Here is a 22227-nt window from a genome sequence, read left to right as displayed (position 1 = left end):
CAGAATTCTGATATTTCAGGGAGCCATCATGGCCAAGACATCCTTCTTCTGCATCGACGGCCACACCTGCGGCAATCCGGTGAGGCTGGTTGCCGGCGGCGGCCCACTGCTAGAAGGCGCGACGATGATGGAACGGCGGGCGCATTTCCTCGCCGAATATGACTGGATCCGGACCGGGCTGATGTTCGAGCCGCGCGGTCATGACGTGATGTCCGGCTCGATCCTCTATCCGCCGACGCGCGAGGACTGCGATATCGCGATCCTCTTCATCGAAACCTCGGGCTGCCTGCCGATGTGCGGCCACGGCACCATCGGCACCGTGACGATGGCGATCGAGCATGGGCTGGTGAGGCCGAAGACGCCGGGCGTGCTCAGGCTCGACACGCCGGCCGGCCTAGTCGTCGCCGAATACAAACAGGTCGGCGAATATGTCGAGGAGGTGCGCATCACCAACGTGCCGTCCTTCCTTTACGCCGAAGGGCTGTCGGTGGAGTGCCCGGTGCTTGGCGAGATCAGCGTCGACGTCGCTTATGGCGGCAATTTCTATGCCATCGTCGAGCCGCAGGAGAACTACCGCGACATGGCCGACCATTCGGCCGCCGACCTCATCGCCTGGAGCCCGCTTGTGCGCCAGCGCCTGAACGAGAAATACTCGTTCGTGCATCCGGAGAACCCGGGCATCAACCGGCTGTCGCACATGCTGTGGACCGGCAAGCCGAGAGATGCCGAGGCCGATGCCCGCAATGCCGTGTTCTATGGCGACAAGGCGATCGACCGCTCGCCTTGCGGCACCGGCACCTCGGCGCGCATGGCGCAGCTCCACGCCAAGGGCAGGCTCGAGGTCGGCGACAGTTTTGTCCATGAGTCGATCATCGGCTCGCTGTTCAAGGGCAGGGTCGAAAAGGAGGTCAGCGTTGCCGGCAAACCAGCCATCATCCCCTCGATCGGCGGCTGGGCGCGCATGACCGGACTGAACACCATCTTCATCGACGACCGCGATCCGTTCGCGCACGGGTTCATCGTCACCTGATCGCTCCCGTTCGGCGCGTCAGGCCGCCTCGTCGTTCGTCGAAACCTGACTACCGAACCAATCGGCAAAGGTGATTTCGGCCGCCGTTCGCCTCGCCGTCACATGACCGTCATACCGGGCAGAATCCTGACTTGGCGGAATGCGCGGGACGGCAAAATCGAGCGCTGCTGCTGACGCAAGGAATCTTCTCATCAATTTATTTTGACGGCGATTTCTTCGAAACGACGCGCATGATACGGCTTAATCGTCAAAGACATTGCGTTGTGCCAATGATAGGGTCCGCGATAGTCCAGTGGCCGGGTGCGAGAAAGCGGGCAATCGGGCAGCGTGCTTCCAAACCACGCGCGGCGATTGAAAAATCACGTTGCAATCCGGGCTTGAAACTTTACGACTAGGGGCAATACGAAAAGGAATGCGTCCTCGAAGGCGACATTCCAGGGGAGCCGCTTAAATATGCAGTATTTCGTCCAGCAGCTTATCAACGGGCTGACGCTGGGATCTATCTACGGGCTGATCGCGATCGGCTACACGATGGTCTACGGCATCATCGGCATGATCAATTTCGCCCATGGCGATATCTTCATGGTGGGCGCCTTCACGGCCCTCATCGTCTTCCTGATCCTCGGCGCGATGTTCTATTCGGTGCCGGTGGTGGTGGCGCTCCTCATCATGATGATCGTGGGCATGCTGCTCACCAGTCTTTACAACTGGACGATCGAGAAGGTGGCCTACAGGCCGCTGCGCGGATCGTTCCGGCTCGCGCCGCTGATCACCGCCATCGGCATGTCGATCGCCCTGTCCAACTTCGTGCAGGTCACGCAAGGCCCGCGCAACAAGCCGATCCCGCCGCTGGTCAGCCAGGTCTATACGATCGACGGCATCAGCGTCTCGCTGAAGCAGATCATCATCGTGCTCGTCACTGCCGTGCTGCTGGCGATCTTCTGGTATCTCGTCAACAGGACGGCATTGGGGCGGGCGCAGCGCGCCTGCGAGCAGGACCGCAAGATGGCGGCGCTGCTTGGCGTCGACGTCGACCGCACAATCTCCATCACCTTCATCATGGGCGCAGCGCTTGCCGCGGTCGCCGGGACGCTTTTCTTGATGTATTATGGCGTGGTGGTCTTCTCAGACGGTTTCGTGCCGGGCGTGAAGGCCTTCACGGCGGCGGTGCTTGGCGGCATCGGCTCGCTGCCGGGCGCAGTGCTCGGCGGGCTTTTGATCGGCTTCATCGAGAGCATGTGGTCGGCCTATTTCTCGATCGACTACAAGGACGTCGCGGCCTTCTCGATCCTGGCGATCGTGCTCATCTTCCTGCCCTCCGGCATCCTGGGCCGGCCTGAAGTCGAAAAGGTCTGATCCTCATGGCCGTTACCGTTTCTCCGGAGCGCGACGTCGTCGCTACTCCCATCCAGCGCGCGTTCCGCGAAGCGCTCTACGCCGGCGCCATCGCGCTCGGCCTGTTCGTGCTGTTCATCGGTCTCAGGACCGATCAGAACATCAACAACGAGCTGATCCTGGTGCAGCGCTGGGGCCTGCTCGCCCTGGTGGTTCTCGCCGTTGTCGTCGGGCGCTTCCTCTATGTTGCCTATGCGGTTCCTGCGCTCGAACGATCAAGGGCTGAAAGGGCCAAGGCGCCTGCGATCGCCGTGGAGCCCGGCTTCGTGCGGCGAAACTTCAACAAGATCGGCGCCACGGTGCTGATCCTCTATCCAGTGGTGATGGTGCTCCTGTTCGGCTTCCAGGGCTCGCTGAAATGGGTCGACAATTTCGGCATCCAGATCCTGATTTATGTGATGCTGGCCTGGGGCCTCAACATCGTCATCGGGCTAGCCGGCCTGCTCGACCTCGGCTATGTCGCCTTTTACGCCGTTGGCGCCTATGCCTATGCGCTGCTCGGCACGCATTTTGGCCTGTCGTTCTGGATCCTGCTGCCTGCCGCCGGCGCCATGGCCGCCTTCTGGGGCGTCATGCTCGGCTTCCCGGTGCTGCGGCTGCGCGGCGACTATCTGGCTATCGTCACGCTCGCCTTCGGCGAGATCATCCGTCTGGTGCTGATCAACTGGCGTGAGGTGACCAATGGCTCGGCCGGCATTTCCGGCATCCCGAAGGTCTCCTTCTTCGGGCTCATGTCGTTCAACGTCTCGGACCCGAACTACATCGCCAAGGTGCTGGGGATCGCTCAGTCCGGCGCCTACTACAAGATCTTCCTCTATTATCTCATTCTGGCGCTCTGCTTCCTCACCGCCTTCGTCACCATCAGGCTGCGCCGCCTGCCGGTGGGCCGCGCCTGGGAAGCGCTGCGCGAGGACGAGATCGCCTGCCGCTCGCTCGGCATCAATACCACCACCACCAAGCTGACGGCGTTCGCCACCGGCGCCATGTTCGGCGGCTTCGCCGGCTCGTTCTTCGCCGCGCGCCAGGGCTTCGTCAGCCCGGAATCCTTCGTCTTCCTTGAATCGGCGATCATCCTGGCCATCGTCGTGCTCGGCGGCATGGGCTCGTTGGGCGGCATCGCGGTGGCGGCACTGGTGATGATCGGCGGCACCGAGATCCTGCGCGAGCTGGGCTTCCTCAAGGTGGTGTTCGGTCCGGACTTCACGCCGGAGCTCTACCGCATGCTATTGTTCGGCGTTGCGATGGTGATCGTCATGCTGTGGAAGCCGCGCGGCTTCGTGGGCAGTCGAGAACCAACAGCCTTCCTCAAGGAGCGAAAAGCGGTCTCAGGCTCCTTCACCAAGGAGGGCCACGGCTGATGAACGCGCAAGTTTCCATGAACGACTTCATCCTGCAGGTCGAGCATCTGTCGATGAAGTTCGGCGGCCTGATCGCCATCGGCGACCTGTCGTTCCAGGCCAAGCGCGGCGAGATCACCGCGCTGATCGGACCGAACGGCGCCGGCAAGACGACCGTGTTCAATTGCATCACCGGCTTCTACAAACCTTCGGAAGGCATGATCACGCTCAGCCGGCGCGACGGCTCGAACTATTTGCTCGAGCGCCTGCCCAATCACGAGATCCCCGCGCGCGCCAAGGTGGCGCGCACCTTCCAGAACATCCGCCTATTCTCGGGCATGACGCTGCTGGAGAACCTCCTGGTCGCCCAGCACAACAAGCTGATGAAGGCCTCGGGCTATACCTTCCTCGGCCTGTTCGGCTTCTCCAGCTACCGGCAGGCCTCGGCTGAATCGATCGATCTCGCCAAGCACTGGCTGGAAAAGGCCAATCTCGTCGACCGCGCCGACGATCCGGCCGGCGACCTGCCCTATGGCGCGCAACGGCGGCTGGAGATCGCGCGCGCCATGTGCACCGGACCTGAGCTTTTGTGCCTCGACGAGCCGGCCGCCGGTCTCAATCCGAAGGAATCGGCCTCGCTCAATGAACTGCTGATGGACATCAAGGACAACACCGGCACGTCGATCCTGCTCATCGAGCACGACATGTCGGTGGTCATGCAGATCTCCGACCATGTCGTGGTGCTGGAATACGGCCGCAAGATCTCCGACGGCAGCCCGCAGTCGGTCCGGACCGATCCGCGCGTGATTGCCGCCTATCTCGGTGTCGACGACGAGGAAGTGGAAGAGGTGCTGACCGAAGTCGGCGACGAGGATGTCATCGAGCAGCTCGATACCGGGCCTGATGCGGCGCACGGGCCGGGCAGTTCCGCCTCGATGATGGCGGGGCCGGTTTCCGATACTGTCGAACACGCGGACGAGGGCGAACGGGTCATGGTATCGAGAGGCGCCTCGAAAGCGGCTCAGGTCGATGCCAAGGCCAAAACGCCAAGAAAGTCGTCCGAGCGGGCCACGGGCAAGCCAGCCGCGAAATCCTCGACAGCCAAGCCGCGCGGAGGGCGTAAGTAATGGCCGGCACAACGCTGCTCGATATCAAGGGCGTGCAGACCTATTATGGCAACATCCGCGCGCTGAACGGTGTCGACGTCACCGTCAACCAAGGTGAGATCGTGGCGCTGATCGGCGCCAACGGCGCCGGCAAGTCGACGTTGATGATGACGATCTTCGGCGCGCCGCGTGCGCGCAGCGGCACCATCACCTTTGCCGGCAACGACATCACGCAGTTGCCGACGCACGAGATCGCGCGGATGCGCATCGCCCAGTCGCCTGAGGGACGCCGCATCTTTCCGCGCATGACGGTGATGGAAAACCTGCAGATGGGCGCCAGCCTCGACAACCTAAAACATTTTGACGAGGATGCCGAGAAGGTGTTTGCGCTGTTCCCGCGGCTGAAGGAGCGCATCGGCCAGCGCGGCGGCACGCTCTCGGGCGGCGAGCAGCAGATGCTGTCGATCGGCCGTGCGCTGATGGCCCGGCCGAAGCTGCTTCTGCTCGACGAGCCGTCGCTGGGATTGGCGCCGCTGATCGTCAAGCAGATCTTCGATGCAATCCGCGAATTGAACCGGACCCAAGGGCTGACCGTGTTCCTAGTCGAGCAGAACGCTTTCGGCGCGCTGAAGCTCGCCAATCGCGGCTACGTCATGGTCAACGGCAATGTGACGATGAGCGGCACCGGCAAGGAGCTGCTCGCCAATCCGGAAGTGCGCGCCGCCTATCTCGAAGGCGGCCACCACTGAGTTCAGGAGACTTCATCATGCAGGGCATTCTCTACGAGGAAGCCTCGATCTGGCAGTTCCTGTTCGTCACCTGCCTGCTCGGCGGATGGGCGGCCTGGATGACCGGCAAGGCGAGCGCGCAGACTTGGCGCAGCTTCTTTCAGCTGTTCCTCTATATGCTCGGACTCGGCATCGGCATAAGGTTCATCCACCACGCGCTGTTCGACGGCACGATGTTTTCGCTGCACTACTATATCGTCGACACCATCGTGCTAATGATACTGGGCTTCCTTGGTTATCAATACACGCGCACGAACCAGATGGTCACTCAGTATAATTGGCTCTACGAAAGAGCCTCCTTATTGAGCTGGAAACCAAAGGGTTGAGTTTCATGATCAACGCCGTTCCGGGGAATGAATTTGGCGTGACAAGTGCCTGAAAATCGGCATTCTATGCTTTCTGCGATAAGGGTGGGCATCGCATGAAAGTATCATCCACGCCCACTCCGTAAATGGGAGCGTTTCAATGAAAAAATCACTCTTGTCCGCCGTGGCGCTGACCGCGTTCATCGCGTTCAGCGGCAGCGCGTGGGCCGACATTCTGATCGGCGTCGCCGGTCCGATCACCGGTCCGAACGCGGCCTTCGGCGCGCAGCTGCAGAAGGGCGCCGAACAGGCGGTCGCCGACATCAACGCGGCTGGCGGAGTCCTCGGCCAGCAGCTTAAGCTGAGCGTGGGTGACGACGTGTCGGATCCGAAGCAGGGCATCTCGGTCGCCAACAAGTTTGTCGCCGACGGCATCAAGTTCGTCGATGGCCACTTCAATTCGGGCGTCTCAATTCCTGCGTCGGAAGTCTATGCCGAGAATGGCATCCTCGAAATCACGCCGGCCGCGACCAATCCCAAGTTCACCGAACGCGGCATGTGGAATACGTTCCGCACCTGCGGACGCGACGACCAACAGGGCAAGGTTGCCGGCGACTATGTCGCCAAGAACTTCAAGGACGCCAAGATCGCGCTCATCCATGACAAGACCCCTTATGGCCAGGGCCTTGCCGATGAAACCAAGAAGGCGCTCAACGCCAATGGCGTCAACGAAGCCATGTATGAAGGCATCAATGTCGGCGACAAGGACTTCTCGGCGCTCATCGCCAAGATGAAGGAAGCCGGTATCTCCGTCGTCTACTATGGCGGCCTGCATACGGAAGCCGGCCTCATCATCCGCCAGCTCGCTGACCAGGGCCTCAAGGCCCAGTTCATGTCGGGCGACGGCATCGTGTCGAACGAGCTCGCCTCGATCGCCGGCGACGCCGTCCAAGGCACGCTGATGACGTTCGCGCCGGATCCGCGCAAGAACCCGAACGCCAAGGAGCTCGTGGAGAAGTTCCGCGCTGCCGGTTTCGAACCGGAGGCCTACACGCTCTACTCCTACGCCGCGATCCAGATCATCGCTGCGGCCATCACGAAGACCGGCTCCGCCGACGATGCGCAGAAAGTCGCCGAGACGATCAAGTCGGGCGGCCCCTGGAAGACCGCCATCGGCGACATTGGGTATGACTCCAAGGGCGACATCACCCGCCCGGACTATGTCATGTACACCTGGAAGAAGGGTGAAGACGGCAAGTACTCCTACTTCGAGCAATAAGCCGGCAAAGAAGAGCCGACTTTCCGAGATGCCCGGCGCTGAGCGCCGGGCATTTTTTGTTGGCCGCGCACCCATCCTGCCTTCGTGTCCCTCGCCGAGTTCGTCGGCGTTGTCGTCCAGGCGCTCGGAGGCCGTCGCGAAGGTTTGGCGCAAACAAACGATTTAAATCGATTGAAGTGTCGCGCTATTTTGTTTGCGCTGCAGCATTTTCACGCTAATCATTGCGCCGGTTCACCTCACCTTCCGCTACTGGAGCCCAGTCCTTGGCAATCACGAAGATCCTCGTCGCCAACCGGTCCGAAATCGCCATCCGCGTCTTTCGCGCGGCCAACGAGCTAGGCCTCAAAACCGTGGCGATCTGGGCGGAAGAGGACAAATATTCGCTGCACCGCTTCAAGGCCGACGAAAGCTACCAGGTCGGGCGCGGTCCGCATCTCACCAAGGACATGGGTCCGATCGAAAGCTATCTGTCGATCGACGAGGTGATCCGCGTCGCGCGCCTCTCGGGTGCCGATGCGATCCACCCCGGCTACGGCCTGTTGTCGGAAAGCCCCGAATTCGCTGAGGCCTGCGCTGCCGCCGGCATCACCTTCATCGGGCCGAAGCCCGAAACGATGCGCCGGCTCGGCAACAAGGTGGCGGCGCGCAACCTGGCGATCGAAGTCGGCGTGCCGGTCGTGCCCGCCACCGATCCGCTGCCCGACGATATGGACGAGGTGAAAAAGCTCGCCGCGGAAATAGGCTATCCGGTGATGCTCAAGGCCTCGTGGGGTGGCGGCGGCCGCGGCATGCGCGCCATCCGCGCTGAAGCCGACCTCGCGCGCGAAGTCATGGAAGGCAAGCGCGAGGCGAAGGCCGCCTTCGGCAAGGACGAGGTCTATCTCGAAAAGCTGATCGAGCGCGCCCGCCATGTCGAGGTGCAGGTGCTGGGCGATACGCAGGGCAATGCCGTGCATCTGTTCGAGCGCGACTGCTCGATCCAGCGCCGCAACCAGAAGGTCGTCGAACGTGCGCCGGCTCCCTACCTCGGCGAGAAACTGCGCGAGGAACTCTGCGGCTACGCGCTGAAGATCGCGCGCGAGACCAGCTATATCGGCGCCGGCACCGTCGAGTTCCTGCAGGACGCCGACACCGGCAAGTTCTATTTCATCGAGGTCAACCCGCGCATCCAGGTCGAGCATACGGTCACCGAGATGGTGACCGGCATCGATATCGTAAAGGCGCAGATCCACATCCTCGACGGCTTCGCCATCGGCACGCCGGAGTCCGGCGTGCCGGCGCAGAAGGACATCAAGCTCAACGGCCACGCCCTGCAGTGCCGCATCACCACCGAGGACCCGGAACACAATTTCATCCCCGATTACGGGCGCATCACCGCATATCGCGGCGCCACCGGCTTCGGCATCCGCCTCGACGGCGGCACCGCCTATTCGGGCGCGGTCATCACCCGGTTCTACGATCCGCTGCTCGAAAAGGTGACGGCCTGGGCGCCGACGCCGGCCGAGACGATCGCGCGCATGAACCGGGCATTGCGCGAGTTCCGCATCCGCGGCGTCGCCACCAATCTGACCTTCCTCGAAGCGATCATCAACCACCCGAGCTTCGCCGACAATTCCTACACCACCAAGTTCATCGACACGACGCCGGAGCTGTTCGAGCAGGTCAAGCGGCAGGACCGCGCCACCAAGCTGCTCAACTATCTCGCCGACGTCAGCGTCAACGGCCATCCCGAGACGCGCGGACGGCCGGTGCCGAAGGCGGATGCGGCGGCACCTGTGGTGCCCTATCTCAACGGCAAGGTGCCGGACGGCAGCAAGCAGCGGCTCGACGCGCTCGGGCCTCAGAAGTTCGCGGTATGGATGCGCGAGCAAGCCCAGGTGCTCGTTACCGACACGACGATGCGCGACGGACACCAGTCGCTGCTCGCCACCCGCATGCGCACCTACGACATCGCCGGCATCGCCGGCACCTATGCGCGCGCGCTGCCGCAGCTGCTCTCACTGGAATGCTGGGGCGGCGCCACTTTCGACGTCGCCATGCGCTTCCTCACCGAGGATCCGTGGGAGCGTCTGAGCAGAGTGCGCGAGGCAGCCCCCAATCTTCTGCTGCAGATGCTTCTGCGCGGCGCCAACGGCGTCGGCTACACCAACTATCCCGACAATGTCGTGCAGCATTTCGTCAAACAGGCAGCCGCCGGCGGCGTCGACCTGTTCCGCGTCTTCGACTGCTTGAACTGGGTCGAGAACATGCGCGTCGCGATGGACGCGGTGGGTGCCGAGGGCAAGCTGATCGAAGCGGCGATGTGCTACACCGGCGACATACTCGATCCGGCGCGCGCCAAATACGACCTGAAATATTATGTCGGGCTGGCGAAGGAACTGGAAGCGGCCGGCGCGCATATCATCGCCGTCAAGGACATGGCGGGCCTGTTGAAGCCCTCGGCGGCGCGCGTGCTGTTCAAGGCGCTGCGCGAAGAGACCGACCTGCCGATCCATTTCCACACGCATGACACCTCCGGCCTGTCGGCGGCGACGGTGCTGGCGGCGGTCGAGACCGGCGTCGACGCCATCGACGCGGCGATGGATTCGTTCTCCGGCAACACCTCGCAGCCTTGCCTCGGCTCGATCGTCGAGGCGCTCAAGGGCACCGAGCGCGACCCCGGCCTCGACCCGCAGTGGATCCGCCACATCTCGTTCTACTGGGAAGCGGTTCGCAACCAATACGCCGCCTTTGAAAGCGACCTCAAGGGACCGGCCTCGGAAGTCTATCTGCACGAGATGCCGGGCGGCCAGTTCACCAATCTCAAGGAACAGGCGCGCTCGCTTGGGCTCGAAACGCGCTGGCACGAGGTGGCGCAGGCCTATCACGACGTCAACCTGATGTTCGGCGACATCGTCAAGGTGACGCCGTCGTCGAAAGTGGTCGGCGACATGGCGCTGATGATGGTGAGCCAGGACCTCACAGTCGCCGATGTCGAGAACCCGGCGAAGGACATCGCCTTCCCGGATTCGGTCGTCTCGATGCTGCGCGGCGATCTCGGCCAGTCGCCCGGCGGTTGGCCGCAAGCGCTGCAGAAGAAGGCGCTGAAGGGCGAAAAGCCGATCACCGTCCGGCCCGGCTCGCTGCTCAAGCCGGCGAACCTCAAGGCCAGCCGCAAGGAGATCGAGGAGAAGCTCGAGCGCAAGCTCACCGAGTTCGAATTCGCCTCCTGGCTGATGTATCCGAAAGTCTTCACCGACTTCGCCGCCGCTCAGGAGACCTATGGCCCGGTCAGCGTGCTGCCGACGCCGACCTATTTCTACGGCATGAAGTCGGAAGACGAGATCTTCGTCGACATCGAGAAGGGCAAGACCCTGGTGATACGCTGCCAGGCGTTCGGTGACGTCGACGAAAAAGGCATGGTCACCGTCTTCTTCGAGCTCAACGGCCAGCCGCGTCGCGTGAAGGTGCCGGACCGCGCGCATGGCGCTTCGGCCGCCAAGGCGCGGCGCAAGGCCGAGCCGGGCAACGAGGCGCATGTCGGGGCGCCGATGCCGGGCGTGGTGTCGGCTCTTGCCGTGGCGCCAGGCCAGGCGGTCAAGGCGGGCGACGTGCTGCTCTCGATCGAGGCGATGAAGATGGAGACCGCGTTGCACGCCGAGCGCGACGGCGTGGTGGCAGAGGTGCTGGTCAAGGCCGGCGACCAGATCGATGCGAAGGATTTGCTCATCGCCTTTGGCTGAATGTGCTGATCTTCAGGTGAGGCCGGCCTGCAAACGCCGGCTTCCTGGGGTTCCGGCCTTCGCCGCCGAAGCACTCACCAGGCACGTCGCAGTTAAGGCTACGGCCAGCTTAGGCCCATGCCCACGTACTCCAAGCACGCTCGGCTCCGGTTCTCGGAACAACCGTTCTCGCCCGCTTCGCGCCCGTCTTCGACTCCGGCTCGGCCTGACCAGAATCTCAGCACAGCCTGGGGTGCTCCAACCCTTCATGCCGCATCGATAATGTCTTGACCCGCCGCGCCTGCTCGGGCATCGAACCCGCTCCAATTTTGCCGGGCGGGAATCGCCGTGGCGCAAAAAAACGCGGAGAGAAAAAATGGCCGACGAGATCACCGAGACCAGCCAGACTGTAGCCGCCGGCCAGCTGCGCGCCATCATCGAGCGCATCGAGCGGCTCGAGGAAGAAAAGAAGACGATTTCCGACGACATCAAGGACGTCTATGGCGAGGCCAAGGGCACCGGCTTCGATACCAAGGCGATCCGCACCATCGTCCGGCTGCGCAAGAAGGATCAGGCCGAGCGCCAGGAGGAGGAGTCGATCCTCGATCTGTATAAGGCCGCGCTCGGCATGGTCTAAGGCGCGCGGCTAGATCAGCTCAGCGTTTTGATGGAATCGCTGAACTGCTCCAACCATTTGCTTTTGCGCAATTCCGACGGAAACCGTTACACTTTCCTGGAATTGCCCTCTAGGGACGGCCATGAGTGAGTTCGACTTCGGCGGCCATCGCGCTTCGGAGTTCCGGCATCGCGGGTTCTGGGCGCTGTTCGCCGAACGGCACCCGGAAGAAAGGGCGCGGCTGGCGCGACGCGGGCCATGGTTCTGGCAGCGCGGAATGCCGGAGTTCGCCCTGGTGCTGTCCATGTATGTCGCGCCCAGCGAGAACGTGGTCGGCGTCTTCTTCGGCCGCAACGAGAAGCTCGGCGCGACGGAGGTCTGGACGCGGCTGATGCCGTTCCAACCGGCGATCGAGGCGCGGCTGAAGCTCAGGCCGGAGCAGAGCGCGCAGAATCTCGGCATCAATTCGCAGTGGCGGGTCAACTGCTTTGCCGAGGACAATTGGCCGGCCATGGCCGACTGGCTGGCGACGGAATGCTCGCGCTTCGAGCAAGCCGTCACCCAAGTGCTGAGGCAGGAGTAGAGCACAGATGGTTGCCGGCTTCTTGCGCTCGCGCTGGCAAGGCAATGTGCCGCTCGACCGGCTGTTCTGGCGCGACATGCTGCTCGCCGGCACGGCGATCAACATCGCTTCGTCCGGGCTGGCGCTTGTCCTGCTTGGGCTGAAGCTGCCGCTCTGGCTGGTGCTCACGGTGCATTTCCTTCCCGCCCCCTACAACATCTTTCTCGCCCTTGCCGTCTGGCGGACGGCAGAAACGGCCGGCGGGTTCAAGGCGCAGCTGATGATGCTGGGCTCGGCGCTCTGGCTGATTGCGACGGTCGTTGTCTGAATCGAAAAGGGCGGCCGAAGCCGCCCTTACGAAACTATGACGAACTGCCTGTCAGGCCGCCGGCTCGAAGCGCAGCGCCACACCGTTGATGCAATAACGCAGGTCGGTCGGCGGCGGACCGTCCTCGAAGACATGGCCGAGATGGCTGCCGCAACGCGAGCAGTGGCACTCGGTGCGGACCATGCCGTAGCTGCGGTCGACGGTGGTCTCGATCGAACCCGGGATCGGATCGTTGAAACTCGGCCAGCCGGTTCCGCTCTCGAACTTCAGCTTGGATTCGAACAGCGGCTGGTCGCAGCCGACGCAGAAGAAAGTGCCGGCGCGCTTCTCATAAAGCAGGGCGCAGCTGCCGGGGCGCTCGGTGCCGTGGTTGCGCATGACGGCATACTGCTCCGGCGTCAGCCGGGCGCGCCACTCGGCATCGGTGCGGGTGACGGGATAGGCGTGGGTGTCCATGAAATCTCCTCGGCCTTGGCGGCTCGTTGTTGGTTGGCATGTCATGTTCGCACGAAGATAGGTGTTTGTTACACCACTGACCAGCGCTGGGACTGACAACGCAATCGCCGCTGGTTTCCGCGAATTACTGTCACGCTCAATGCTTCCTCGATAGCTGCTTCGTTGCCGCTTCGAGCCCGGCAAGCGTCAGCGGGAACATGCGGCCGCCGAAGATGTCGCTGATCATCGCAATGGAATGGGTGTAGCGCCAGTTCTTCTCAGCCTCAGGGTTCAACCAGACCGCGTTCGGCCACTGCTGCAGCAGCCGACCGAGCCAGACGCCGCCGGCCTCCGGGTTCCAGTGCTCGACCGAGCCGCCGGGATGCGCAATTTCGTAAGGGCTCATCGAGGCGTCGCCGACCACGATCACCTTATAGTCCGGCCCATATTTGTGGATGAGGTCGAAGGTGGGGATCGTCTCGGCCAGGCGGCGGCGATTGTCCTTCCAGACGCGCTCGTAAAGACAGTTGTGGAAGTAGTAATACTCGAGCTGGCGGAATTCGGCGCGCGCGGCGGAGAACAGCTCCTCGACGGTTTTGACGTGACCATCCATCGAGCCGCCGACGTCGAAGAACATCAGGAGCTTCACCGCGTTGCGCCGCTCCGGCCGGGTTCTCACGTCCAGATAGCCGTGCTCGGCGGTGGCGTGGATGGTGCCGGGCAGGTCGAACTCTTCCTCGGCGCCCTCGCGCACCCAGCGCCGCAGCCGCTTCAGCGCCACCTTGATGTTGCGGGTGCCGAGCTCGATCGCGTCGTCGAAGTTCTGGAACTCGCGCTTGTCCCAGACTTTCACTGCGCGACGGTGGCGGCTTTCGTGCTGGCCGATGCGCACGCCTTCCGGATTGTAGCCATAGGCGCCGAAGGGCGAGGTGCCGCCGGTGCCGATCCATTTCGAGCCGCCCTGGTGCCGGCCCTTCTGCTCCTCCAGGCGCTGCTTTAGCGTCTCCATCAGCTTGTCGAAGCCGCCCAGCGCCTCGACCAGCTTCTTCTCCTCGTCGCTCAGGTGCTTTTCGGCGAGCCGGCGCAGCCATTCCTCGGGGATGTTGGCGACGTCGACAGCGTCCGGACCGGCGAGCGCTTCGACGCCCTTGAAGACATGCGCGAACACCTGATCGAAACGGTCGATATGGCGCTCGTCCTTCACCAGGGCCGAGCGCGCGAGGTAGTAAAAACCGTCGACGTCGTAGTCGACCAGCCCAGCTTCAAGGCCTTCGAGCAGCGACAGATACTCCCGGAGCGAAACGGGAACCCGCGCGGCTTTCAGTTCAAGGAAGAAGGGGATGAACATCGCCAGACGGCTATCTCTGCCCCTCGATCTTTTCACGCGCGGCACTCGCAATGAAGGCAGAGCGCGTCAGGCCCCGGCGGCTGGCTTCAGTATCGATCGCCGCAAGCAGACCAGCGTCCAACGACAGGTTTGCCCGGACTGACCGACCGGAGTCGATCAGCAGCGGGATCATGACGGCAGACTCGCCTGCGGCGCTATCGATCTCACCTGATCGTAACAAGTCCGCCACCGTTCGTGGTTCGGGTAACGAGACGTGCTTTGCCAACCGAGTTTCGGCCCATTCGCGTATCGCCGATGCTGCATCGGCAATCGCCTCCTCGGGGCTGGCGCCGCCGCCATGGCAGCCCGGGAGGTCGGGGACCCGGATTCCCCAGACATTATCCGCGCCGTCCAGAACTCCGATATAATGCGTCATGCGATCAGGCCTCAAATCCATCCGGCGAGCTTGGCGATCGAGCGTGCAACGCCCGGAGATTGCTCGCGGTGCCGCGGCACGATGATGGTCACATCCGGTTTTCCCGGGTGCTCGTATTTGTCGTGCTTGCCGCCTCCGACGCTCGACCAGCCGTCGCGCAAAAGCCGCGCTATGATCTTGCGCGTGTTAGTTCAATCAGCGGCACGGCGGCTTTCCAATGCGCAATATATTGCGCAGCTGGACCGGTTTCAACCGTTTCACAACAGATCGTACTCGATGAAGCCCGTGCGCCGGGCCACATGGTCGTACAGCCGGCGCGCGGTGGCGTTGGTCTCGTGCGTCATCCAGTAGACGTTCTTCACGCCGATCTTGCCCGCCTCGTCCTGCACCGCTTTGATCAACGCCGCGCCGATGCCCTTGCCGCGCACTTCGGGGTCGGCGAACAGATCCTGCAGATAGCAGGTGTTGACCTCGGACCAACAGGAGCGGTGGTAGAGATAGTGGGTCAGGCCGACGGCCTTGCCCTCAAGCGTGGCGATAAAGCCTTTCGGCTCGAACTCGCCCGCCGTGAACAGGCGTTTCCAGGTGACGTCGTAGACCTCGTCCGGCAGCTTGGTCTCGTAGAAGGTGAGATAGGCGGTCCACAGCCGGCGCCAGTCGGAGCGGTCGGACTGGGCAAGCGGGCGAACGGTGATCTCGGACATGTTTTCCTCCAATGTTTTGGTCGGAAGCTGCGGCAACCGCCGCCTGTCGGCAACGGTCCACAGACAGACAAAGCGCTATTGCTGCCAAGCCTATTGCTGGCGCCTGGCCATGAAGGCCAAGCGTTCGAAGAGGTGCACGTCCTGCTCGTTCTTGAGCAGCGCGCCATGCAGCTTCGGCAACATGTTCTTCGGATCGGAGCGCAGATCCTCCGGCGCGATGTCGTCGGCGACCAGCAGTCGGATCCAGTCGAGCGCTTCGGAGGTGGATGGTTTCTTCTTCAGCCCGGGCACGTCACGGATCTCGTAGAACTGGGTAAGCGCGGCCCGCACGAGATTCTGCTTGATGCCGGGATAATGCACGTCGACGATCCGGTGCAGCGTCTCGATATCGGGGAAGCGGATGTAGTGGAAAAAGCAGCGGCGCAGAAAGGCGTCCGGCAACTCCTTCTCGTTGTTGGAGGTGATGATGACGATCGGCCGAAATTCGGCGCGGATGGTCTCGCCGGTCTCGTAGACGAAGAACTCCATCCGGTCGAGTTCCTGCAGAAGATCGTTGGGGAATTCGATGTCGGCCTTGTCGATCTCGTCGATCAGGAGAACGACCTTTTTCGGTGCCGCGAAGGCGTCCCACAGCTTGCCGCGTTTGATGTAGTTCTTGATGTCGCTGAACCGGTCGTCACCGAGCTGGCTGTCGCGCAGCCGCGAGACGGCGTCATACTCGTAGAGGCCCTGCTGCGCCTTGGTGGTCGATTTGACATTCCATTCGATGAAATCGAGGCCGAGCGCCGCCGCCACTTGACGGGCGAGTTCGGTCTTGCCGGTGCCCGGCTCGCCCTTGACCAGCAACGGTCGCTCCAGAGCGATCGCGGCGTTGACCGCCACCATCAAATCCTTGTCGGCGACGTAAGCCGCGGTGCCTTCGAAACGCATTTCTTCTCCTGATCGTTGGGCCGCGACCCTAAGGACGCTGGCCAGGCTGTGCAAGGCATGACAACGCCGCAAGGCCCATGACGCAGATTTGCGGCCGCTTGGAGCGGTGTCCTTCTGGCGCTCGGTCAACCATGGGCCTATATTGGTTTTGGCGGTCTGCGCTTCCCGGCAGGAGAAATTTATCCCCGGGGCCTTATCGATCCTTAGGGAGCTGTCCCTGGGAAGACCCGTGGGTTTTCTCACACGGCGCCCACCTACTTTGTAGGCACCCGGGATCGACCTCTCCACCGGTTGTGTGGATCGCCACTCTCCCGTTTTTGAATTTGATGCGGTAGAAAGCGTCGCCCCTGCAACTTCGTCCGGATACGACCTTTTCTAACGTCTGCGCATGACCTCATCAAAAGACCTGAAAAAACAGCTTCGCAAGGAAGCTCTGGCGCGGCGGGATGCGCTGGACGAATTCTGGCGGGTCGAGATCGCGCTCGAAATGGCTGAGACGGCGCGTGACCAGATCGCCGTCGAACCGGGCCAGATCGTCTCCGGCTTCTGGCCGATGCGCTCCGAGGTCGATGTGCGGCCGCTGATGTTCGCGCTGCGCGAGAAAGGCGCCAGGCTTTGCCTGCCGGCGATCCTCGACAAGACAACCATCGTCTTCCGCGAGCTGGTGCGCGGCGCGCCAATGGTCGAGATGGGTTTCGGCACGGTCGGACCGCACGAGCAGGCCGAAGAGCTCGACCCCTCGCTCATGTTTGTTCCGCTCGCAGCATTCGACGCGCGCGGCCACCGCATCGGCTACGGCGCCGGCTATTACGACCGGGCGATCGCCAGGCTGGCCGACAAAGGGCTGGCGCCGCGGCTGATCGGCATTGCGTTCGACTGCCAGGAGGTGTCGCAAGTGCCGGATGAGAACCATGACGTGATCATCCCGGAAATACTCACCGAGAGCGGGTTACGCCGGTTTACCGCCTCTTAGAATATTCCGACCCGCTTCGCGCGATTCCAATCCCTATCCAACAGTATTCCTGCTATCCAATCCAAGTTGAGGTTAGCAAGGGATTTTGTCTTCATGCGATTCATCCTGATGCCGTTTGCTCTGATCGCGGCAGCACTGTTTGCAATGGGATTGCATATCACCGGAACCACCCTGTACCACCAAGCCGCCTGGGGGCAGACGGTCGCTACCGTGACGGATGTCAGTCCTTTCACTGAAATGCACAAAAATGGCCTCGCCATAGAGCGCATCAATGTCGCCCTCGCCTATATGGTTGACGACGTGCCGATGACCTGGTCCGGAAAGGGAAACCTTGTCGGTCTCCACGAGGCGTCGATCGGCGACAAGGTGAAATTCTACTACGACCCTGGCGATCCAGCGACCCTCGATACCGCCGGAATGAAGGGCTGGCGCGGCATGCTGTTGATCCTTGCAGGTACCGGCGGCTTCACCGTCTTCTACGTTTGGTTTTTCTGGCTGCGCGGACGGAGCGCGCGTTAGACGTCGCCGTCGGCTGCTAGGACGGGGCGGTGGTGCCGTATAAGACCATCATGTGATCATCCCGGAAATACTCACCGGGAGCGGGTTGCGCCGGTTCACGCCGCAATTGTAGAACAGCGGTTGAGAAACGCATGATCTTTTGCGGAAAGTCATGCAGCTTTTGCTTGGCGGACTTTCGACGCGGGATCGTATGAGACTTCTCTTCCTCGGCGACATGGTCGGAAAAACTGGGCGCACGGCGGTGTGGGAACAGCTGCCGGGCTTGATATCCGACTTCAAGCTCGACTTCGTCATCGTCAATGGCGAGAACGCCGCCGGCGGCTTCGGCATCACCGAGGAGATATTTCGCGAGACGCTCGCGGCGGGCGCGGATGTCGTCACCACCGGCAACCATGTCTGGGACCAGCGCGACGCGCTGGTCTTCGCGCCGCGCGAGGAGCGCTTCCTGCGCCCCTCCAATTTTCCCAAGGGCACGCCGGGGCGTGGTTCTGGCGTCTATATCGCCAGGAACGGCGCGCGGGTGCTGGTCGCCAACATCATGGGGCGCGTCTTCATGCATCCCGAGCTCGACGATCCGTTCCAGGCCGGCGAGCGCGAGCTTGCCGCCTGTCCGCTTGGCGAACAGGCCGACGCAGTAGTGATTGATTTCCATGCCGAGGCGACTTCGGAAAAGATGTGCTTCGCGCATTTCGTCGACGGCCGTGCCAGCCTTGTGGTCGGCACCCACACGCACCAGCCGACCGCCGATCATCAGATACTCAACGGCGGCACCGCCTATATTTCGGACGCCGGCATGTGCGGCGACTATGATTCCTCGCTTGGCATGGACAAGGAAGAGCCGCTCAACCGCTTCCTGTCGAAAGTGCCGAAAGGTCGTTTCGAGGCCGCGAATGGACCGGCGACGCTCTGCGGCGTCGGCGTGGAAATCTCCGACCGCACCGGGCTCGCCGAGAAGATCGCGCCGTTTCGCCGCGGGCCGAGACTCGAGGAAACCGCGCCGTCCTTCTGGTCATGATATTGATATGAGCACCGGTCGTACCTAACTGGCGACGAAACCCGCGAAAACTGCTCTAGATCGTAGAGGGGACGACCTCCATGCAGCTTGTCGAGTTCCTGGCGCCGCACTTTGCCTTTGTCTCCGATCCCACAGCCTGGATCGCGCTGCTGACGCTGGTGGTGCTGGAGGTGGTGCTCGGCATCGACAACCTGATCTTCATCTCGATCCTGACCAACAAGCTGCCGGAAGCGCAGCGCGCCCGCGCCCGCAAACTCGGCATCTCGGCGGCACTGGGCATGCGGCTGGTGCTGCTCGCCACGATCTCGATCATCGTGCAATTGACGACGCCGGTGTTCACGGCGTTCGGGCATGGCTTTTCCTGGCGCGACCTGATCCTGATCGCCGGCGGCCTGTTCCTTGTCTGGAAGGCGACCAAGGAAATCCACCACACGGTCGATCCGCAGGATCATCAGGACTCGATGATGGGCGGCACACTGCAGATGAGCCTGGCCGGCGCGATCTTCCAGATCCTGCTGCTTGACCTCGTCTTCTCGATCGATTCCATCATCACCGCCGTCGGGATGACCGACGAGATCGCCATCATGTACATCGCTGTCATCGTGGCGGTGAGCGTGATGATGCTGGCGGCGACGCCGCTCGCCAACTTTATCGCCAAGAACCCCACAATCGTGATGCTGGCGCTCGGCTTCCTGCTGATGATCGGCATGACGCTGATTGCCGACGGCATGGGCTATCACGTGCCCAAGGGCTACATCTACGCCGCCATGGGTTTTTCCGCGCTGGTCGAGGGCCTCAACATGCTGGCGCGGCGTCGAAAGAAGCAGCGGTCCGGCGGCGGGCATTAAACTAGGGCAGGTTGATCTGCCAGGAAACGCCGAAGCGGTCGTTGAGCCAAGCGAAACGGCGGCTGAAGCCGTAATCGTCGGTCGGCATCAGAAACGCGCCGTCCTTGGCCAGCACCCCGACAATGCGATCGAGCTCCTCCTCGGAGGAACAGTCGACGAAGAGCGAGAACGACGGCGTGAAGGAGAAGGCGTGATGCACGGGGCTGTTGAAGACCATGACCTCAGTGCCGCCGATCACGACACGGGCCAGCTTGAGCGCACGTTCGGGCCCGTCCTCACCGGCGCCATAGCGTGTGACGTCGACAACGCGGCTTTCTGGAACGGTGTCGCAATAGAGGGTCATGGCCTCCTCGGCCTGACCTTCGAACATCAGGAACGGCGTTACCTTCACGGCCGGGCCTCCTCGCTCAAAGGAGTCAAATATTGGTCTCGTTGGCCGGCTCGCCTTTCATCTCGGCGCGATAATAGCCGTCGCGCAAATTGATGCCGTATTCGAGATACGCCTTCATGCAGGCGAGCATCTGCGACCAGCCCTCGCAATTGAGGTAGGATTTCTTCAGTCCGACCTCGCCTTCGTGCCAGCCGGCCTCGGCGATGGTAACGAAGGTGCCGCCGTCGTCCAACGGCTCGAAGTTCATCTCGATGCGTGTCTTGTAGGCCGGCTTGCCGTCAGTGTCGGCCGCGTCCCAGCGCAGCACGATACGCCTATCCTTGATCACCTCGTCGACCTCGACCGGCACCGTCTTCCACCAGGTGACGGTGGTGCCGGCGACCAGCGGAGCAGAGGCGCCGCCAATGGTGGTGAAATAGCCGCTGAGCTTCGTCGGGTTGACCACGGCGTCGAAGACTTCGGCGACCGGCTTGCCGATGCGTCCGGAAATCCTGAATCCAAGAGACATATCCACAGCTCCTTCCTTGCCTCGTGAAACAATATGTTATAAAAACATAACATGTCAAGCCCAACCTCGGACGATCGTGTTTTCAAGGCCTTGGCGCACTCGCGCCGGCGCGAGTTGCTCGACCGGCTCAAGGATCAGCCGCAGACCACCGGGGCGCTCTGCGAGGCTTTCCCGGACATGGATCGCTGCACGGTCATGATGCATCTGAAGGTGCTGGAAGAGGCCGATCTGGTCGTGGCGAGGCGCGAGGGGCGCGAGCGCTGGAACCATCTCAACGCGCTGCCGATCAGGCAGATCCACGACCGCTGGATCGGCCAATATGCGGGCCATGCGATCAGCATCCTCGACCGGCTGAAGTCGGATCTGGAGGGATGATGCCGCGCTGCAAGGGCAATCTCGGTCTGTCCGCCGTCAGGGTCGACGGTCCGGCTGGACGAATTGAGCCGATTTATCTATAAGCCGGCCATTCCGACAGAGAGCCCCGCGGGCCTTCGCAGGCACGCTTGCAGCGTTCTGAAATTTTGAATTCGAGCATTTGCCGGGTGATCGCGCCCGGCCGAGAAATGCTCTAGCCGAACACGACAGGGGTGCCATGGCTGGCCATTCGCAGTTCAAGAACATCATGCACCGGAAAGGCCGCCAGGATGCGGTGCGGTCGAAAATGTTTTCCAAGCTGGCACGCGAAATCACCGTCGCCGCCAAGACCGGCACGCCGGACCCGGCGATGAACCCGCGGCTGCGCCTTGCGGTGCAGAACGCCAAGGCGGTGTCGATGCCGAAGGACAACATCCAGCGCGCCATCAACAAGGCCTCCGCCGGAGATGCCGAGAACTACGAGGCCGTGCGCTATGAGGGCTATGGCCCCGGCGGCGTGGCGCTGATCGTCGAGGTGCTGACCGACAACCGCAACCGCTCGGCGTCCAATGTGCGCGCCGCCTTCACCAAGGCCGGCGGGGCGCTCGGCGAAACCGGCTCGGTGTCGTTCATGTGGAACCGCGTCGGCGAGATCTATTACCCGGCTTCGGCCGGCAGCGCGGACACGGTGATGGAAGCCGCGATCGAGGCCGGTGCTGACGACGTCGAGTCGGACGAGGAAGGCCACACCGTCTATTGCAGCTTCGAAAATCTCGGCGAGGTATCGAAGTCGCTCGAAGCCGCGCTCGGCGAAGCGGAGTCGGTGAAGCCGATCTGGCAGCCGCAGAACAATGTGCCGGTCGATGAAGAACGGGCGCAGTCGCTGATGAAGCTGGTCGCCACTCTCGAGGACGACGACGACGTGCAGAGCGTCTACGCCAATTTCGAGGTCGACGACGAAACCATGGCCAAGCTCAGCGCGGCCTGATCGGCTGATCTATGAGCGGAACTCGATCCGACATGAGCGAGAAGCCGCGGCCCGCCATCCGCATCACCTACTGCACGCAATGCCAGTGGCTGCTCAGAGCCGGCTGGATGGCACAGGAGCTGCTCTCGACCTTCGGTACCGATCTCGGCGAGGTGACGCTGGTGCCGGGCACCGGCGGCATCTTCACGATCTCCTGCAACGACCAGCTTATCTGGGAGCGTAAGCGCGACGGCGGTTTTCCGGAGGCGGCGAAGCTCAAGCAGCTGGTCCGCGATGTCATCGACCCGGAGCGCGATCTGGGACACGCCGACCGCAAGACGCACAAGAAGACGGACCCCGCCTGAGGCGGTGT

Annotated in this window: 25 protein-coding genes, 1 other RNA gene and 1 pseudogene; 19 read left to right on the top strand and 8 right to left on the bottom strand. The window is 62.5% G+C overall.

All coding sequences use genetic code 11. The features are described from left to right. Positions 1-28: 28 nt before the first annotated feature. From A9K66_RS03220 to A9K66_RS03170, 11 genes and pseudogenes are all read left to right on the top strand, one after another. Complete coding sequence (locus A9K66_RS03220; protein ID WP_067319515.1) at positions 29-1030, top strand: 4-hydroxyproline epimerase; 1002 nt, start codon at positions 29-31, stop codon at positions 1028-1030. Between the two features lie 453 nt (positions 1031-1483). Continuing rightward, positions 1484-2386 carry a branched-chain amino acid ABC transporter permease LivH gene (locus A9K66_RS03215; protein WP_067001669.1) on the top strand — a complete coding sequence of 301 codons (903 nt, stop codon included), beginning with the start codon at positions 1484-1486 and terminating at the stop codon, positions 2384-2386. A 5-nt stretch (positions 2387-2391) separates the two neighbouring features. Next, complete coding sequence (gene livM / locus A9K66_RS03210; protein ID WP_067319513.1) at positions 2392-3783, top strand: high-affinity branched-chain amino acid ABC transporter permease LivM; 1392 nt, start codon at positions 2392-2394, stop codon at positions 3781-3783. Continuing rightward, a pseudogene (locus A9K66_RS03205) lies at positions 3783-4856 on the top strand (ABC transporter ATP-binding protein); the annotation flags it as partial. The gene livM and the pseudogene A9K66_RS03205, both read left to right, overlap by 1 nt. Before the next feature lie 32 nt (positions 4857-4888). Further along, the gene (locus tag A9K66_RS03200; protein ID WP_067319509.1) at positions 4889-5617 is read left to right on the top strand and encodes an ABC transporter ATP-binding protein; all 729 of its coding nucleotides are present in this window, start codon (positions 4889-4891) and stop codon (positions 5615-5617) included. A 17-nt stretch (positions 5618-5634) separates the two neighbouring features. Further along, positions 5635-5982, top strand: coding sequence for a DUF6867 family protein (locus A9K66_RS03195; protein WP_067001681.1), 348 nt, complete (start codon positions 5635-5637; stop codon positions 5980-5982). Between the two features lie 139 nt (positions 5983-6121). After that, positions 6122-7240 carry a branched-chain amino acid ABC transporter substrate-binding protein gene (locus A9K66_RS03190; RefSeq protein WP_067001684.1) on the top strand — a complete coding sequence of 373 codons (1119 nt, stop codon included), beginning with the start codon at positions 6122-6124 and terminating at the stop codon, positions 7238-7240. A gap of 263 nt (positions 7241-7503) precedes the next feature. Beyond that, on the top strand, positions 7504-10962 hold the full coding sequence (pyc, locus tag A9K66_RS03185) for a pyruvate carboxylase (protein WP_067319507.1): 3459 nt from the start codon (positions 7504-7506) through the stop codon (positions 10960-10962). Between the two features lie 355 nt (positions 10963-11317). Next, positions 11318-11578: a DUF2312 domain-containing protein gene (locus A9K66_RS03180; protein ID WP_067001689.1), complete on the top strand. Its 261-nt coding sequence runs from the start codon at positions 11318-11320 to the stop codon at positions 11576-11578. 121 nt (positions 11579-11699) lie between these two features. Beyond that, positions 11700-12140, top strand: a complete 441-nt coding sequence (locus A9K66_RS03175; RefSeq protein WP_067001692.1) for a hypothetical protein — start codon at positions 11700-11702, stop codon at positions 12138-12140. A gap of 7 nt (positions 12141-12147) precedes the next feature. Next, entirely contained in the window at positions 12148-12447 is a 300-nt protein-coding gene (locus A9K66_RS03170; RefSeq protein ID WP_082953654.1) for a hypothetical protein, read from the top strand. Positions 12448-12498: 51 nt separating this feature from the next. Here the strand turns inward: A9K66_RS03170 and msrB are convergent, their stop codons facing one another. From msrB to A9K66_RS03145, 6 genes are all read right to left on the bottom strand, one after another. Continuing rightward, positions 12499-12903, bottom strand: a complete 405-nt coding sequence (gene msrB, locus A9K66_RS03165) for a peptide-methionine (R)-S-oxide reductase MsrB (RefSeq protein ID WP_067319505.1) — start codon at positions 12901-12903, stop codon at positions 12499-12501. A 136-nt stretch (positions 12904-13039) separates the two neighbouring features. Then, entirely contained in the window at positions 13040-14230 is a 1191-nt protein-coding gene (locus A9K66_RS03160) for a VWA domain-containing protein (RefSeq protein ID WP_067319503.1), read from the bottom strand. Positions 14231-14240: 10 nt separating this feature from the next. Beyond that, positions 14241-14645: a type II toxin-antitoxin system HicB family antitoxin gene (locus A9K66_RS03155; RefSeq protein WP_067319501.1), complete on the bottom strand. Its 405-nt coding sequence runs from the start codon at positions 14643-14645 to the stop codon at positions 14241-14243. Positions 14646-14656: 11 nt separating this feature from the next. After that, positions 14657-14818, bottom strand: coding sequence for a type II toxin-antitoxin system HicA family toxin (locus tag A9K66_RS29030; RefSeq protein WP_280944304.1), 162 nt, complete (start codon positions 14816-14818; stop codon positions 14657-14659). 84 nt (positions 14819-14902) lie between these two features. Then, complete coding sequence (locus A9K66_RS03150; protein ID WP_067319706.1) at positions 14903-15349, bottom strand: GNAT family N-acetyltransferase; 447 nt, start codon at positions 15347-15349, stop codon at positions 14903-14905. A 90-nt stretch (positions 15350-15439) separates the two neighbouring features. Next, positions 15440-16279: a MoxR family ATPase gene (locus A9K66_RS03145; protein WP_067319499.1), complete on the bottom strand. Its 840-nt coding sequence runs from the start codon at positions 16277-16279 to the stop codon at positions 15440-15442. Positions 16280-16429: 150 nt separating this feature from the next. Between A9K66_RS03145 and ssrS the strand changes: the two genes are divergently transcribed. The 5 genes from ssrS to A9K66_RS03120 all read left to right on the top strand — a co-directional run bounded on the left by ssrS (position 16430) and on the right by A9K66_RS03120 (position 19634). Further along, positions 16430-16585, top strand: a non-coding RNA gene (gene ssrS, locus A9K66_RS03140) — 6S RNA. 82 nt (positions 16586-16667) lie between these two features. Continuing rightward, on the top strand, positions 16668-17252 hold the full coding sequence (locus tag A9K66_RS03135) for a 5-formyltetrahydrofolate cyclo-ligase (RefSeq protein ID WP_067319497.1): 585 nt from the start codon (positions 16668-16670) through the stop codon (positions 17250-17252). Positions 17253-17345: 93 nt separating this feature from the next. Beyond that, positions 17346-17771 (top strand): DUF3592 domain-containing protein, encoded by a 426-nt coding sequence (locus A9K66_RS03130; protein WP_067319495.1) that lies wholly within the window; start codon positions 17346-17348, stop codon positions 17769-17771. Between the two features lie 190 nt (positions 17772-17961). Then, a complete protein-coding gene (locus A9K66_RS03125) occupies positions 17962-18786 on the top strand; it encodes a YmdB family metallophosphoesterase (RefSeq protein WP_067319494.1) in 825 nt (274 codons plus the stop codon). An 80-nt stretch (positions 18787-18866) separates the two neighbouring features. Continuing rightward, entirely contained in the window at positions 18867-19634 is a 768-nt protein-coding gene (locus A9K66_RS03120; RefSeq protein ID WP_067001713.1) for a TerC family protein, read from the top strand. Position 19635: 1 nt separating this feature from the next. On the opposite strand, the gene A9K66_RS03115 is transcribed toward A9K66_RS03120, so the two are convergent. Further along, positions 19636-20025 (bottom strand): VOC family protein, encoded by a 390-nt coding sequence (locus A9K66_RS03115; protein ID WP_278053523.1) that lies wholly within the window; start codon positions 20023-20025, stop codon positions 19636-19638. 25 nt (positions 20026-20050) lie between these two features. Continuing rightward, positions 20051-20533, bottom strand: coding sequence for an SRPBCC domain-containing protein (locus A9K66_RS03110; protein ID WP_067001716.1), 483 nt, complete (start codon positions 20531-20533; stop codon positions 20051-20053). 51 nt (positions 20534-20584) lie between these two features. Here A9K66_RS03110 and A9K66_RS03105 point away from each other — a divergent pair, with 51 nt between their 5' ends. The 3 genes from A9K66_RS03105 (at position 20585) to A9K66_RS03095 (ending at position 22219) form a co-directional block, all read left to right on the top strand. Next, positions 20585-20908 carry a helix-turn-helix domain-containing protein gene (locus tag A9K66_RS03105; RefSeq protein ID WP_067001718.1) on the top strand — a complete coding sequence of 108 codons (324 nt, stop codon included), beginning with the start codon at positions 20585-20587 and terminating at the stop codon, positions 20906-20908. Positions 20909-21125: 217 nt separating this feature from the next. After that, the gene (locus A9K66_RS03100) at positions 21126-21875 is read left to right on the top strand and encodes a YebC/PmpR family DNA-binding transcriptional regulator (protein WP_067319492.1); all 750 of its coding nucleotides are present in this window, start codon (positions 21126-21128) and stop codon (positions 21873-21875) included. 32 nt (positions 21876-21907) lie between these two features. Then, entirely contained in the window at positions 21908-22219 is a 312-nt protein-coding gene (locus A9K66_RS03095; RefSeq protein WP_095799760.1) for a SelT/SelW/SelH family protein, read from the top strand. Positions 22220-22227 lie beyond the last annotated feature (8 nt).

Origin of the sequence: Mesorhizobium sp. AA23, assembly GCF_001672435.1 — a bacterium.
In the GTDB taxonomy this organism is placed as follows: Bacteria; Pseudomonadota; Alphaproteobacteria; order Rhizobiales; family Rhizobiaceae; genus Mesorhizobium.
The sequence above is the reverse complement of the archived record's forward strand: the minus strand, read 5'-3'. Positions and strand labels throughout refer to the sequence as shown.